At 43.3% G+C, this 14,783-nt stretch carries 13 protein-coding genes; 6 read left to right on the top strand and 7 right to left on the bottom strand.

Annotated elements, in window-relative coordinates; translation table 11 throughout:
- Positions 1-209, top strand: a 209-nt coding sequence (locus H8B19_RS18905; RefSeq protein WP_206683204.1) for a hypothetical protein, incomplete at its 5' end; no start/stop codon positions are given.
- A 90-nt stretch (positions 210-299) separates the two neighbouring features.
- The gene (locus tag H8B19_RS16705) at positions 300-746 is read left to right on the top strand and encodes an RNA recognition motif domain-containing protein (protein WP_186508081.1); all 447 of its coding nucleotides are present in this window, start codon (positions 300-302) and stop codon (positions 744-746) included.
- An 18-nt stretch (positions 747-764) separates the two neighbouring features.
- Here H8B19_RS16705 and H8B19_RS16710 read toward each other — a convergent pair whose 3' ends face one another.
- A complete protein-coding gene (locus H8B19_RS16710) occupies positions 765-2,180 on the bottom strand; it encodes a DUF5610 domain-containing protein (protein WP_186508083.1) in 1,416 nt (471 codons plus the stop codon).
- Between the two features lie 178 nt (positions 2,181-2,358).
- On the opposite strand from H8B19_RS16710, the gene trmA reads away from it, so the two are divergent.
- A complete protein-coding gene (gene trmA / locus H8B19_RS16715) occupies positions 2,359-3,456 on the top strand; it encodes a tRNA (uridine(54)-C5)-methyltransferase TrmA (protein ID WP_186508085.1) in 1,098 nt (365 codons plus the stop codon).
- Here trmA and fabR read toward each other — a convergent pair.
- Positions 3,453-4,064 (bottom strand): HTH-type transcriptional repressor FabR, encoded by a 612-nt coding sequence (gene fabR / locus H8B19_RS16720; RefSeq protein WP_186508087.1) that lies wholly within the window; start codon positions 4,062-4,064, stop codon positions 3,453-3,455. The two genes, trmA and fabR, sit on opposite strands and share 4 nt — an antisense overlap.
- A gap of 199 nt (positions 4,065-4,263) precedes the next feature.
- On the opposite strand from fabR, the gene H8B19_RS16725 reads away from it, so the two are divergent.
- The 3 genes from H8B19_RS16725 to H8B19_RS16735 all read left to right on the top strand — a co-directional run bounded on the left by H8B19_RS16725 (position 4,264) and on the right by H8B19_RS16735 (position 7,521).
- The gene (locus H8B19_RS16725) at positions 4,264-5,385 is read left to right on the top strand and encodes an acyl-CoA desaturase (protein ID WP_186508089.1); all 1,122 of its coding nucleotides are present in this window, start codon (positions 4,264-4,266) and stop codon (positions 5,383-5,385) included.
- Positions 5,386-5,515: 130 nt separating this feature from the next.
- Positions 5,516-6,943 (top strand): Si-specific NAD(P)(+) transhydrogenase, encoded by a 1,428-nt coding sequence (gene sthA / locus H8B19_RS16730; protein WP_186508091.1) that lies wholly within the window; start codon positions 5,516-5,518, stop codon positions 6,941-6,943.
- Between the two features lie 5 nt (positions 6,944-6,948).
- Positions 6,949-7,521 carry a uracil-DNA glycosylase family protein gene (locus tag H8B19_RS16735; protein WP_186508093.1) on the top strand — a complete coding sequence of 191 codons (573 nt, stop codon included), beginning with the start codon at positions 6,949-6,951 and terminating at the stop codon, positions 7,519-7,521.
- Here H8B19_RS16735 and H8B19_RS16740 read toward each other — a convergent pair.
- The 5 genes from H8B19_RS16740 to H8B19_RS16760 form a co-directional block, all read right to left on the bottom strand.
- Positions 7,518-9,770 (bottom strand): bifunctional diguanylate cyclase/phosphodiesterase, encoded by a 2,253-nt coding sequence (locus tag H8B19_RS16740; RefSeq protein ID WP_186508095.1) that lies wholly within the window; start codon positions 9,768-9,770, stop codon positions 7,518-7,520. The two genes, H8B19_RS16735 and H8B19_RS16740, sit on opposite strands and share 4 nt — an antisense overlap.
- A gap of 193 nt (positions 9,771-9,963) precedes the next feature.
- The gene (locus H8B19_RS16745) at positions 9,964-10,704 is read right to left on the bottom strand and encodes a phosphoadenylyl-sulfate reductase (RefSeq protein ID WP_186508097.1); all 741 of its coding nucleotides are present in this window, start codon (positions 10,702-10,704) and stop codon (positions 9,964-9,966) included.
- On the bottom strand, positions 10,685-12,406 hold the full coding sequence (cysI, locus tag H8B19_RS16750) for an assimilatory sulfite reductase (NADPH) hemoprotein subunit (RefSeq protein ID WP_186508099.1): 1,722 nt from the start codon (positions 12,404-12,406) through the stop codon (positions 10,685-10,687). The genes H8B19_RS16745 and cysI overlap by 20 nt, the downstream gene beginning before the upstream one ends.
- Complete coding sequence (locus H8B19_RS16755) at positions 12,406-14,211, bottom strand: assimilatory sulfite reductase (NADPH) flavoprotein subunit (RefSeq protein WP_186508101.1); 1,806 nt, start codon at positions 14,209-14,211, stop codon at positions 12,406-12,408. Before H8B19_RS16755 ends, cysI begins: the two co-directional genes overlap by 1 nt.
- Before the next feature lie 168 nt (positions 14,212-14,379).
- Positions 14,380-14,742: a hypothetical protein gene (locus H8B19_RS16760; protein ID WP_186508103.1), complete on the bottom strand. Its 363-nt coding sequence runs from the start codon at positions 14,740-14,742 to the stop codon at positions 14,380-14,382.
- Between the last annotated feature and the right edge of the window lie 41 nt (positions 14,743-14,783).

Raw genomic sequence — 14,783 nt, forward strand, 5'->3', positions numbered from 1 at the left:
TTTCTTGTCATCTCAACTTCGCCGCTGACCGTTGCCGTTCCCCGTCGAAGTGGCGCGCATTCTACGCATCTAACAAAATCACGCAACCCTTTTTTTTAACTTTTTGGCCGTTTGCGCAGGTTTTGTACAAAAACAGCCTCAAAGCCCCAAAAAACCGCTTTTTGCTTGGTACATTTTGTTTATCACATAGGCTTGCTATCCCCAAATAAACCAGTAACATAAGGCGTGTTTACGCATTTTTTACGGCAACCATCTTTTTCGTTGTCATTGTTTATATGTTTTTATTTAGGTAGTTATATATGAAGTCTTCATTTGCACTAACAATCATCACAACCTTGGTGCTTAGCATTATCTGTTACATCCTTGTCTCTGTATTAGCCATTAACCTAGATGCAGCATCTGCGATTGCCATTGGTGTTATTTTAGGTGCCTTACCTTCTATATTAATGAAAAATCAAAACTCAGTGAGTGCTGGTGCAGAATCCAACGACGATCTGCAAACATTATATGTAGGTAACTTACCCTACCGTGCAAACGAAAAAGCCATCGCAGAATTATTTAATGATTTCGGTAAAGTTAACTCTGTTCGTCTGATGAAAGACCGACGCACAGGTAAACGTAAAGGTTATGGTTTTGTCGAAATAGAAAATGGCGCAGCTAAAAAAGCCATCGCGGCTTTAAATGATACCGAGTTTCAGGAGCGAACATTAAAAGTTCGTATGGCGAAGGATAAAGCCGAAAGCTAAATCTAAAAAACAGCCCGCTTATTGCGGGCTGTTTTCATTCTGGGTTTTGTTAGCAGGTAAATTATCTAATAGTTTCTGGTTAAACTGTTCAAATCGCGTAATAGCTTCAATCAAATCAGGTGTATGTACCTCTGGCATAGTATTAACAATGCCATTAATCAATCCATCAAATGAATCTTTATCCTGCAATAACGTTTGTGCTTGTTGCATCACTCCCATCATATCTTCCAGATAGTCCGCGATCGGTTTGACCTGTTTAAGGTTCTCACCCACAGCACGATTATCACTTTCATCATAATGAGACACGGCTTCATAGGTGTTTATCATCTGAGTTTGTTTCATGCTGGTTAGGTTAAGGCTATACCCCGTTAGCGTAGTATCATCAAATCCCAGATTTTTTGCTTTCTCAAATGCTTTATCTAAGTCACCGGCATAAAAATCACTGGCAAGTTTTTGCGTATCCGACACTAAACTAGCAATTGCATTTAATTCTTCATCATTCAGATCGCCCTGAACTGAAAACGAAAATCCGCTTTGCTGAAAATACTGATACTGACTTTGTGCACTAATAACAGAAGCATCATTAGCTTTGTCTGCAGCATCATCATTTTCTGAGTTGTCATTTTGTGGTGATTCAGACTCTCCTGCCCCAGTTGCAGCAGGACTATCAGCTTCAACGCTTTCACTCGTCGCATCGGCGTTGTTCCCTTGCGATGACTCGGCCTCTTTTTGCTTCTGCTGTTGCTCCGCCAACATAATTTGCTGGTTCAAACTAAACTGCTGCGCATTTTCAAAGCGAATACGAACTTCATCACCTTCTTTGGTATATATAGTGATATCACCGCTCTGTTGTTGACTGACACTAAGCTCGCTTCCAACCCGCACGCCATCGGTTGTTTGCTCAGGCACTTTACCCAAAATCTGCTTTTCCAGATCCTGGATGCCTTGTTCGATTAAATCCTGACTTTTTTTAATGCCATCCGATATCTCACCGTTCATTACACCGGCCAAATCTTTCTTAGCCATATTTACACCTTTGAGCACACCATTTCTGGCTTGCTCAAACATGCCGGTTAATTCCTCATCAGACATACCTTTGGCTTTGGCGTGTTTTAACGCACCACCCACAAATGTCAGCACATTTTTGGCTACCTCTTCAAAATCAAACAGACCTTTATTCTGTTTATTATCAGCTAAAGGTAACTTAGGTGACTGCTGATCAATTTCGATAGAGCGGTTATAAGAATAAGCCAGTACATTCACTCCCACCGATTTGGTAGAGCTGACTGACAACGTTGAGCTTTGCATTAACTGACTGGCATACGCCTGTTGGCCAGCCTGTTTTTGAATTGCCGGAGCGGACGTATCCTGTGAACGCGCACGATCCGTCGCTGGCGTTTTATTCAAAAACGCCTTTATTTCACTAATATTCATATTTATGACCTCACTAACCTCAACTCTATTATCGGCTAAAGCTGTACGTTATTTAGTCTTTTTTATTAATCATAATTAAAAATAGTTCAGCTAAAAAACGACAAACAAAATTTGGCGCTAAGACGGTTAACCTTTACAATCCGCGCCCTGAAATTTTTAAACAATCCGGGAGAAGCTGGTGCGACCGACTGAAATCGACCCAACACAATATGATCAACTGCTAAATGAAAAGGCGGAACAGATCCAACAACAATTTTCCGGATTAATCGACACACAACTTGAAATCTTTCGATCTGAGCCACTGCACTACCGCCAACGCGCAGAATTCCGCGTTTGGCATGAAGGCGACGATCTGTACCACATCATGTTTGATCAACAGAGCAAATCTAAATACCGGGTTGATCATTTCCCTCCCGGCTCCAGGTTGATTAATCAGTTAATGCAGGATTTGCTTGAGCTTCTTAAGCCCAACCCTATTGCCAGACAAAAGTTATTCCAAATTGACTACCTAACCAGCTTAAGTGGGCAAGCTGTTATTTCACTGCTTTATCACAAACAACTGGACGACGAGTGGTTATCAGAGATAGGTAACATCCGAGCAAAACTTCGTGAAAAATATGATGTGCAAATAATTGGCCGTGCGCGAAAACAAAAGCACATTTTGGATTCAGACTACGTAATAGAAAGTTTGCCAATTAATGGGCGCAATTATGACTTTAAACAAATAGAAAACAGCTTCACTCAACCTAATGCCAATGTTAATTGCCAAATGATTGAATGGGCATTGGATTGCACATCTGATAGCAAAAGCGATTTACTTGAGCTTTATTGTGGTGCGGGTAACTTTACCTTGCCACTGGCACAAAACTTTAACCGCGTACTGGCCACCGAAATATCTAAATCCTCTGTTAATGCTGCGCAATTTAACATTGCCAGAAACAACATCGAAAATGTGGATATTATTCGCATGTCGAGTGAAGAATTCACTCAGGCCATCAACAAACAAAGAACCTTTAGCCGCCTTGATGGTATCGATTTAGATAGCTACCGTTGCAATACGATTTTTGTTGATCCGCCACGTGCGGGCTTAGATGATAATACGCTGGAACTTGTGTCGGGTTATGACAATATTCTCTATATTTCCTGTAATCCGGATACGCTGTTTAACAATTTACAAACGTTAACACAGACCCATCAGGTTTCACGTTTTGCCTTATTTGATCAGTTTCCGTACACCCATCACGCCGAATGTGGGGTTTGGTTAACTAAAGCTTAGTCAGCAACTCTGGAGCTGTGGTGCGCCGCAGCTCCAAAACCGATAAAGCGCAACTGCACAATAAGCCGCTCCGCCAATTCTTTACGCTTCTTAGCTGATAAATCAATCGCTTCGGCACCAGCAGAAAACACCAGTTTTACCATAGCTTCAGCTTGCAGATAAGCGATATCAGGTGGCAAGCCGGTATGACGCGTCACATAATCGGTTAACTCTTCAATGAAATGTTTAATTTCACGGGACACCGCTTCCCGAAAGGCAGTAGATGTTCCCGAACGCTCGCGTAACAATAATCTGAAAGCATTGGCATTTGCTGCCACAAATTCCATGAAAGTATCCACAGATACACGGATGACATCACCACCGTGCGCAATACGAACCCGCGCCTGACGCATCAGCTGGCGTAACGCTAAACCGGCCTCATCAACCAGCACTAAGCCCAAATCATCCATATCTTTAAAATGTCGATAAAAGGATGTGGGGGCGATGCCCGCCTCACGAGCCACTTCTCGTAAACTTATACTTGCCAGACTGCGCTGATCCGACATCAAACTGAACGCGGCATCCATAATTGCTTGCCGGGTTCTAAGCTTTTGTTCTTTGCGATTCATTGCGATCCTGTGCAATTTTCAGACTAAGTTAATAAAAAGCCGCGAGTTTTTAAGAGCGGGGCGAGAGATAATTGTTGGTTTATAACAAATTGGTTGTCCTGGAGCCAGCCAAAAACGCCCGATTAAGGCTAATTTAGACTTGAGTTGCCACTATCAAACGGGTAAATTAGCGCACACTTGTAAGCTGAAAGTAATAATAATGCAAAAACCCCCTATCATTCTGACCAATGTACTGCTATTCAGCTTAACTGGATTAGCTGCAATTACACTGGTTCCTTACGAAGCACTGGTTAATGGATATGACCGGTTTGAAATATTAAGTTTTATCCTGCTGACAGGCTTTGCAGGCATGTCGATTACTGCGGGCTACCACAGGCTGTGGTCGCATAAAACTTATGAAGCACATCCTGTTTTACGTTTCATACTGGCCCTGGGTGGTGCATTTGCCCTGCAGAACAGTATTCTGCATTGGTCTTCGGACCATCGTATTCACCACAAACATGTGGATGACAACGACAAAGATCCCTACTCAGCAAAACGTGGTTTTTGGTATTCGCATATTGGCTGGATGTTGCGTGAGTATCAGGCACAACGTTACAGCGACTATGCCAACTGCCGTGACTTGCAAAAAGATCCAATTGTCATGTGGCAACACAAATATTATTTGCCGCTGGTACTGATAATGAATATTGGCTTACCTGTATTTCTGGGTTGGTTAAATGGCGATATCTGGGGCATGTTTTTACTGGCAGGGGTATTACGTCTGGTCATTTCCCATCATGTTACCTTTTTTATTAATTCACTGGCGCATATCTGGGGTAAACAAACCTACACAGATAAAAATACCGCCAAAGATAACGGATTTCTGGCATTCGTGACCTATGGGGAGGGTTATCATAACTTCCATCATATTTTTGAACATGACTACCGAAATGGAGTGCGCTGGTTCCATTATGACCCAACCAAGTGGCTTATTTACGGTTGTTCCCTGATTGGCTTAACCCGCAACCTGCGTAAAGTCCCCGATGAGCGTATTGTTAAGGCGCGTATTACCATGGAATTGCAATCCTCAGTTAAACGTATTGCCCATTTACCCAATGCCGACGAACTACTAGCCAAATTACAACATGAATATGATTTACTGGTGCATAAACTCGGTGAATATTATGCCACTCGCAAGCGTTTAATGGACATTAAAAAACGTAAACTAATACGCGAGCTGGAAAAACTGGAACTTGATTACAAATATCAGGAAATGAAATTGCACTTACAATTACAAATGCAAAAATGGAGCAAACTTAACTCCATGCAATTTGCTTAAAAAGCATCCCGTTTATATCCCCCAATAAAGCCCGCTCAGCGGGCTTTATTTTTTGTTTGACTATTCACAGCCAGACTAACACTGCTAAACTAAAACAAGTTTCTGATTTTAAAAGACTTTGGAGAAAGCAGTGAGCAGCAAAAAATCCCCGGCTAAAAAGCCAGAAAAGTTTCAATTTGATGCCATCGTTATCGGCACGGGCCCCGGTGGTGAAGGTGCTGCGATGCAATTATCCAAAGCTGGTAAACGCGTAGCCGTGGTCGAACGTTATGAGCTGGTGGGCGGCGGATGCACTCACTGGGGAACCATTCCTTCCAAAGCACTGAGACAATCGGTTAGTCGACTGGTTGAATATAATACCAATTCCCTGTTCAACGATAACCATACCCGCAACCTGAGTTTTCAGGATATGCTCAACCATGCCAGCGCCGTCATTCGTAAACAAACTCAGTTACGAGGCGGATTTTACCAACGGAATAATGTACCTGTTTTCCACGGTGAAGCGTCATTTATCGATCAGCATCATATTCAAATTAAACGCAATGACGGTTCATTTGAGACCGTCAGTGCCGACAAATTTGTACTGGCGACAGGTTCACGGCCTTACACCCCCAAAGATATCGATTTCTCTCATCCCCGAATTTATAACAGCGATACCATTTTGGCACTCAAACATGAACCAAAACACATCATTATTTATGGTGCCGGGGTTATCGGTAGTGAATACGCCTCTATATTCCGAGGCCTGGGAATCAAGGTGGATCTGGTCAATATGCGTGACCGCTTATTGTCTTTCCTTGATGCAGAAATTTCTGATGCGCTGAGCTATCACCTGTGGAATAACGGTGCAGTTATTCGTCACAACGAATGTTATTCTAAAGTCGAAGGGCGTGATGATTGTGTAGTGATGGAGCTCGACTCAGGTAAACGCATGAAAGCCGACTGTCTGTTATTTGCCAACGGCAGAACCGGTAACACAGATATGCTCAATCTCGAATCGGTTGGTCTTAAACCAGATTCCCGTGGACAGGTAAAAGTGGACAGTAATTACCGCACGGAGATTGATAATATTTATGCCGTTGGTGATGTGATTGGTTATCCGAGCCTGGCATCAGCAGCTTACAATCAGGGACGCTTTGCAGCGGAAGCCATGCTACATGGCAAATGCGATACACGCCTGATTGAAGATATCCCAACCGGTATTTATACCATTCCGGAAATAAGCTCGGTGGGTAAAAATGAGCAGGAATTAACTGCACAGAAAATCCCTTATGAAGTAGGTCGCGCCCAATTCAAACATTTAGCCCGGGCACAAATTTCCAATAATCTGGTAGGCAGTTTAAAAATATTGTTCCACCGGGAAACCAAAGCAGTACTCGGCATTCATTGTTTTGGTGAAAATGCATCGGAAATCGTGCATATCGGTCAGGCCATTATGCAACAACAAGGGGCAGGCAACACAATGGATTACTTTGTGAATACGACCTTTAATTACCCTACAATGGCAGAAGCCTATCGTGTTGCGGCCCTGAACGGATTAAACCGCATATTTGATTAAATCCAGTGCAACATTTACTTGAAGACGTTGCACGCTGTACATTGTGCAGTGAGCAACTTCCTCTGATACCCAAACCTGTTATCCAGGCTTCCTCTTCAGCAAAACTACTGATAATTGGTCAGGCGCCAGGACTCAAAGTACATCAGACTGGCACACCCTGGAATGATGCATCCGGAGACAGATTACGCAGCTGGTTACAGGTCACGCAGGAACAGTTTTACGATAAAAAGCATATTGCCATTATGCCGATGGGGTTTTGTTATCCGGGCAGAGGAAAATCAGGTGACTTACCCCCTATTCCAAAATGTGCGCCCACCTGGCATAAGAAGTTGCTGCAACAAATGCCTGACATCCAGCTAACCCTGTTAATTGGACAGTACGCACAACAATATTATCTGCAGGATAAATACACCTTAACCCAACGAGTACAAAACTGGCGTAGCTACCTACCACAATTTATTGCGTTACCGCATCCCTCACCACGCAACAATATTTGGTTAAAGAAAAACCCGTGGTTTGAACAGGAATTGCTGCCACAAATGCGGCAGCAAATAGATAAAATCTTATCTAACGATTAGAAAAAGTCAGAGGTTTGATATTCTTTGATAAAAGTAACTAAATCTTCGTATGGCATGGGCTGTGCGTATAAATAACCCTGAGCTTCATCACAACCGATAGATTGCATATAACTCATTTGTTCTTTGGTTTCGATACCTTCCGCGATGGTTTCTAATCCCAGTTTTTTACCCAGTGTCACAATTGTTTCTGCGAAGAATGAACTGCGCTGTTCACATACATCTTTAACAAAAGCCCGGTCCACTTTAAGACGATCTAATGGAAGTTGCTGTAAGTAACACATAGACGAGAAACCAGTACCAAAATCATCAATCGCAATTGAGACCCCAAAATCTTTAAGCTCTTTTAATGCCTGAACCACGATATTAGGTTCATCCATAGCCACACTTTCAGTGATTTCCAGTTCGATTTGTGATGGAACGATACCGGTTTGGGTAATCACTTTTTTAACTTTGCTAACAAAATTAGGATCACGGAACTGAGGTACAGAAATATTCACCGCAATGCGTAAACCATCAATGCCTGCTTCTTTAAGGTTTTTCAAGCGAATACAAGCTTCTTCCAACACCCATAAACCAATTTCAACAATTAAACCGGTATATTCGGCCAGTGGAACAAATACCGCAGGCGAAATAAATCCACCATCTTTGGTGGGCCAGCGCAACAGCGCTTCCATACCAATGATTTGCTCTGTTTTAAGACTAATTTGCGGCTGATACCAAAGTTGCAGACGACGCTCCGAAAAGTCAGTCCGAAGCTGGCGCATCATCGCCAGTCGCCAGAATGTCTGATCTTCCATTTCACCAATATAATATTCGAAATTACTGGCGGAATTGCGTTTGGCACGATTTAACGCGATATTGGCTTGTTTTAGAAAATCCAGCCCCGTTGATTCAGTATCGATAGGAACCCGGGTTAACCCCATGGTTACCGTAAGCAGCAACCGGTGCTCCCCAGCAGTAAAGTGTTGTTTAAAAATATCATTCAGATATTTAGGGTTAACTTCATTTTCCAGGCCAACCAAACCATAAACGTCAGCACCAATACGACCTTTTTCGACTTTTTCACTTAGCTTTTCATTTAACAAATCAGCAACTGAAATCAGGATCTGGTTACCCACTTCCTGTCCAAGACCGTCATTAATATCTGCAAAATGATTAATATCGACCAAAGCTACTACCATCTGGCCTGTAGCCTGCATTTTCTCATCCAGATTATCCAGACGATTAATAAACTGATTACGATTAGGAAGTTTGGTCAGATAATCCCGATAGGCCGCAGTGCGGAGTTCATGAAATAAGTTAACATTTTCATATCCCACTGACACACTGGATAAAAATACTTCCAACAACTGACGATGCACATCGTCAATTTTCTCACTACCGATAGCGACAAATACTGCAGCTTCATAGCCTGAGCTGCACATGTACAACACAGTGAAATCTTCAGTATAAATATGCTCTTTACGCAACAAACACTGGATCACATGGTAAACGATATTACCATCATGCATATTTTCCAGTTTTTGATTAATGTAACTGGCGTACTCCCCTGCGGCACCTAAAACATACACACCGTTATCATCTTTATCCAACATACTGCCAGCGCGGGCACATACAATGCTGTCGGCTTTTAAGCCCATTAAAGAGCTAATCTGAGTAACCACACCTTCGCAATAGCCTTTAACTGAGTGCTCTTCGAGTAAATTGGAAGCCGACTTAATAATTTGATTTAACCCGGTGCGGCTTTGGTTAATTGATTGAATATGCTGGTATGCACGAATTGAGGCAATAATGGTAGTAACAAGTTTGCTTCGGGTTAGTTCGGTTTTGGTTTTGTAATCATTAATATCGTATTCTTTAATGATTTTTTCTTCCGGCGCATAACCAGGCTGACCGGTTCGTAAAATAATACGGGGCTCTTCGAGTTTAAGTTCTTCGCGCAACGTTTTGGCAATCACTAACCCCGCGTCATCCGTTTCCATGACAACATCGAGAAGGATAATAGCAATGTCGTTGCCCATTGTTTTAAGTAGCTCAAGGGATTCGGCACCACTATAGGCGTGATGAAACTTAAGCCGTCTACCGTTAACTTCCAGATCAGACAAAGCCAGTTTGGTAACCGAATGAATTTCTTCATCGTCATCAACAATGAGTAAATTCCACACGTCTTTGCTTACAGGATTTTGTGGCGGCGCGTCATCTTCTTCAAAAAAGACTAGTTCGTCATTCTCATATTCGTTTTGTGACATTCAAAACTACCAGTTTTTTTAAACAGGAAGAACCCTGATGAACAGAACATTAATTAGGATAAGCTAATATAATTCTAGACGGAATAACAGCTTTTTTGCTACTGGATGAAAGATGAAAAAGTCTGTAAACGACTGTTTTAAATTAATACCTTAGGTGAATAGTAATAAAAAATAACAATGGTGATGGCTATAATTAAATGCCATCACCAAATTCATGTAATCCACACTCTCGTACTAAACCCGAGAAACGCGTGTCTTGTTCCGACATGCCCGCTTCCAGTGGACGACTGGAGTGCCAGTCACCCACAGAAACATAACCTTGCTCCCACAGCGGATGGTAAGGCAAGTCATGGTCTTTCAAGTAGTAATGTACCTGCTTATTGCTCCAGTCCAGGATTGGATACACTTTAAACTGTTGATCAAGCTGTTGCAGCACCGATAACTTTTCACGGGTATCTGATTGCGTACGACGTAATCCGGCGAACCAGCTTTTAACCTGAAGCTCATCAATCGCGCGCTGCATCGGCTCAACTTTGTTGATTTGATTGTAGCGCTTAATGCCTTCCACCCCTTGTTCCCAAAGATTACCAAAGCGCGCCTGTTGCCAGGCCGCACTTACATCCGCACGGTATACCTTTAAATTAAGTTTTAATCGCTCGGTTAACTGATCAATAAATTGATAGGTTTCCGGAAACAGATGCCCGGTATCGGTTAACACCACCGGAATATCAGGATACTGCTGCGTCACCATATGCAGCATCACCGCCGCCTGAATCCCAAAACTGGACGACAACATAAACTGGTGTGGCAGGTTTTCTAACGCCCACTCCACCCGTTTTTGTGCGGTAAGTTGTTCTAACTCCTGATTCAATTCCACCAGCTCTGCTGATGGAACTTTCTCAAAGGTGTTAGGTTTAAACGCTAGCTGCGTCATAAAAATCCTTAGCTGAATCGATTACCGGTGCTATCACGCCAGCACGGATCACAAAGTCACCAAAACCTTCATCGGCATTGCGCTCTTGCGACCAGCGTGCGATAAGTTCATCCAGCTCCTGTAAAATCTGATCATCACTAATATTCTCACGATACATACGTGGAATACGTGTACCTTCGCGGTTACCACCCAGATGCAAGTTGTATTTACCCGGGCCTTTACCCACTAAACCGACTTCGGCCAACATGGCGCGGCCACAACCGTTTGGACAACCGGTAACACGAAAAACAATGCTCTCATCTGCCACATTATGTTTTGCTAACAACCCTTCAACGTCAGTTACCATTTCAGGCAATACACGTTCCGCTTCTGCCATCGCCAGCGGACAGGTAGGCAAAGATACACACGCCATTGAATTTAAACGTTGTGCAGAAACGTCATCCTTAAGCAGGCCATGTTCTCTGGCGAGCTGTTCTATTTGTGCTTTATCTTCAGGCGCCACACCAGCAACAATCAGATTCTGATTGGCTGTCATACGCAAATCACCCTTGTGAATTTTTGCGATTTCACGGCAACCGGTTTTTAATGTTTTGCCCGGATAATCTAAAATACGGCCGTTTTCAATAAACAAGGTCAGGTGATAGTTACCGTCAATACCTTCAACCCAGCCGAATCTGTCGCCGCGGCCAGTAAATTCGTAGGCTTTGCTCGGCGCAAATGTCACACCTGCGCGTTTTTCCACTTCCTGTTTAAACGCATCAACACCAACACGTTCAAGGGTGTATTTGGTTTTGGCATTTTTACGGTTACTACGATTTCCCCAGTCACGTTGGGTGGTGACTACCGCTGCGGCAACATCCAGGGTGTTTTCTAATGGGATAAATCCAAAGTCGCTGGCTTTACGTGGGTAAGTGGTTTTATCACCATGGGTCATGGCCAGACCGCCGCCAACTAACACATTAAAACCAACCAATTTACCATTCTCAGCGATTGCCACAAAATTCAGATCGTTAGCGTGCACGTCCACATCATTTTGTGGTGGGATCACAACAGTGGTTTTGAATTTACGTGGTAAATAAGTACCGCTTAAAATCGGTTCTTCTTCCAGTTCCGTAGATTCGATTTTTTCGCCATCTAACCAGATTTCAGCGTATGCACGGGTTTTTGGCAGCAAATGTTCACTGATCTTTTTCGCCCACTCATACGCCTGCTGATGCACTTCCGATTCAACCGGATTCGAGGTACATAATACGTTACGGTTTACGTCGCCCGCGGTGGCGATACTATCGATCCCCACTTTACTCAATGTTTGGTGCATGTTTTTCAGTTCTGGTTTCAATACACCGTGGAACTGGAAAGTCTGACGCGTGGTTAAACGAATACTGCCGTAGATGGTGTGATCTCCAGCAAATTTATCGATGGCTAACCACTGATCCGGTTTGATGATACCACCTGGCATACGTGCACGTAGCATCAGGTTATGCAATGGCTCCAGCTTTTGCTTGGTGCGTTCATTACGGATATCACGATCATCCTGCTGGTACATACCGTGAAAACGAATAAGCTGGAAATTATCCGCAGTAAAACCACCGGTTAAGTCATCTTGTAAATCTTGTTCAATTGTACCGCGCAGATTTCGGCTCTCGCGCTTCAGTCGCTCGTTATCCGAGAGTTTGACTGAGGTATCTTGTTCGTTACTCATTAGTAAACGTCCTTCTGGTAGCGTTTTGCTTTACGCAATTCAGATATATATTCTTCAGCTTGTTGCTGCGACTTAGCGCCATGTTCAGCAACAATATCGATAAGAGCCTGTTCAACATCTTTGGCCATGCGATCTGCATCACCACACACATAAAAGTGCGCACCTTGCTCTAACCATTCAAACACCTCTTTGCCATGTTGGCGCAGACGATGTTGCACATAAATTTTTTCAGCCTGGTCGCGGGAAAATGCCAGGGTGATTTTGTCCAGCACTTTATCTTTAACCAGCGACTGCCATTCAGTCTGGTACAGAAAATCCTGAGTGAAATTCGGGTTACCAAAAAACAGCCAGTTTTTGCCCTGAGCATCCTGAGCCTGACGCTCCTGCATAAACGCACGGAAAGGCGCAATGCCAGTACCCGGCCCCACCATAATCACAGGTGTGTCGCCATTTTGTGGTAAACGGAAATTATCATTGTGTTCAATAAACACTTTTACTGGCTCACCTTCCTGCACGCGCTTAGATAAAAAGCCAGAAGCGCCGCCGGTATGCGGCTGACCGTGTGCGTCATATTCAACCAACGCTACAGTTAAATGCACCTCGTCTTCCACTTCCGCCTGACTTGAGGCGATAGAATACAAACGTGGTGTAATGCCACGTAATCCATCAACTAATTGCTGCGCAGACAATTTAGCCGGGAATTCACGCACGATATCGATGATCTGACGTTCAGCTAAAAACGCACGTAACGCCGCTTTATCTTCCTGCAACGCGTTTAATACATCGCTACCTGCAAAAGCCGCATAGGCTTCTACAAATTTGGGATAGCTTTGCGTAAGTTCCAGATGCTCAATTAATGCCGTTGCCAGCGTCTGAGTCTGATTTGACACACTCACTTCTTCACTGGCATCCAGAGCTAATAACTGGATTAAGTCACTGACCATATCCGGGTCATTAGTAAACCACACACCTAACGCGTCACCCGGCTGGTATGTGAGACCGGAGTCTTCCAGCGATAATTCGATATGGCGAATATCCTTAACCGAATCGCGCCCCGTAATTTTTAAGCTTTCAATCAGTGATGCACTAAATGGATTTTTCTTACTGTACTGACTTGCAGCCCCTGCAGTAACAGGCGCAGCGCCACCTAAAACGGGTGCTGCACTGGCAGTCAACTGAGGCTGAATCAAATCTGTAAGCTGCTTTGTCCAAACCGCCACGGCATCGTCATAGTCCACATCGCAGTCCAGACGATCGCATATAGGTTTAGCGCCCAAATCACTCAGGCGTTTTTCAAAATCTTTACCGGTCTGGCAGAAAAACTCATAACTGCTGTCACCCAGTCCAATAACTGCGAAATGCAGGTTATCTAATTTGGGGGCCTTTTTACTGCCGATAAATTCATGCAATTCAATGGCATCGTCAGGCGCATCACCTTCACCGTGGGTGCTCACCACAACCAATACATGAGTTTCGCTTTTTATCTGACGCGGTTTGTAATCCGCCATATTTACTAATTTGGCTTGCAACCCAGCCGCCTGCGCCTGTTGCAAATATTCGCTGGCGACGCCTTTGGCATTACCCGTTTGCGAACCATATAAAATCGTCAGTGTGGCCTGCGCAGTCGATTGTGCCTGGGGCACAACAGTAGCGCCCTGCCCTGCCTGAGCCAAACCTGCCAGATAACCACTTACCCAGGTAAGTTGTTGAGCATTGAGCGAACCTGCCAGTTGATTTAATGCACTCCACTGGGGTTCACTTAGCATAGAGCCTTGCGCGACCACTGCATCTGATTGTTGAGACATAGAAACTAAAATCCGAATTTATTGTTATTACCGTTAACTATTCGGAAGGATAGAGAGGAAAGAGAATAACCGGAAAGAATAAATAAAAATTTTTTATTACTTTTTAAGCTTAGAGTAATTATTTCTGCGCGTTTTCAACCTAATTAATCGACATGAAAACAGACAAATTTACAGTTTGTTGCTGGTGTTCTGTTTAAATAAAAAATAAATCCTTAAATAAAATGGAGAAAAAACAAGCAAATAGAAACCTACTGAAAAGAAGTAAAACCGTAACTCAGAGCCAAAATAGTATTCCATTTGCACTCCTCCAGCGATTAGAGAAAATGCCACAATAACGACAATACAAATTGCTGGAAAAGCACGCAATTGTGAAACTAATTTCCATCCTCCCCAAAAAACTCCAAGCAACATGCTTAATATAAGCGACGTAAAATACTCCCAAGACTGAATTCTTGAAGTCATCTCAAAACTATCGATAACTAAAAACAATATAAGTATCAGGTATAAATATTTCAGAGAGTTGCGAATCACTCCTTGATTCCTTCTATGCTCGGTAGACCTAATTACAATTT

This window comes from Neptunicella marina (assembly GCF_014270035.1).
Classification (GTDB): domain Bacteria; phylum Pseudomonadota; class Gammaproteobacteria; order Enterobacterales; family Alteromonadaceae; genus Neptunicella; species Neptunicella marina.

Excerpts from the sequence above, each read along its gene's own strand:
- H8B19_RS16705 (WP_186508081.1), top strand. The coding sequence starts at position 300 with ATGAAGTCTTCATTTGCACTAACAATCATCACAACCTTGGTGCTTAGC.
- H8B19_RS16710 (WP_186508083.1), bottom strand. The coding sequence starts at position 2,180 with ATGAATATTAGTGAAATAAAGGCGTTTTTGAATAAAACGCCAGCGACG.
- fabR (WP_186508087.1), bottom strand. The coding sequence starts at position 4,064 with ATGAATCGCAAAGAACAAAAGCTTAGAACCCGGCAAGCAATTATGGAT.
- H8B19_RS16725 (WP_186508089.1), top strand. The coding sequence starts at position 4,264 with ATGCAAAAACCCCCTATCATTCTGACCAATGTACTGCTATTCAGCTTA.
- H8B19_RS16740 (WP_186508095.1), bottom strand. The coding sequence starts at position 9,770 with ATGTCACAAAACGAATATGAGAATGACGAACTAGTCTTTTTTGAAGAA.
- H8B19_RS16745 (WP_186508097.1), bottom strand. The coding sequence starts at position 10,704 with ATGACGCAGCTAGCGTTTAAACCTAACACCTTTGAGAAAGTTCCATCA.
- cysI (WP_186508099.1), bottom strand. The coding sequence starts at position 12,406 with ATGAGTAACGAACAAGATACCTCAGTCAAACTCTCGGATAACGAGCGA.
- H8B19_RS16755 (WP_186508101.1), bottom strand. The coding sequence starts at position 14,211 with ATGTCTCAACAATCAGATGCAGTGGTCGCGCAAGGCTCTATGCTAAGT.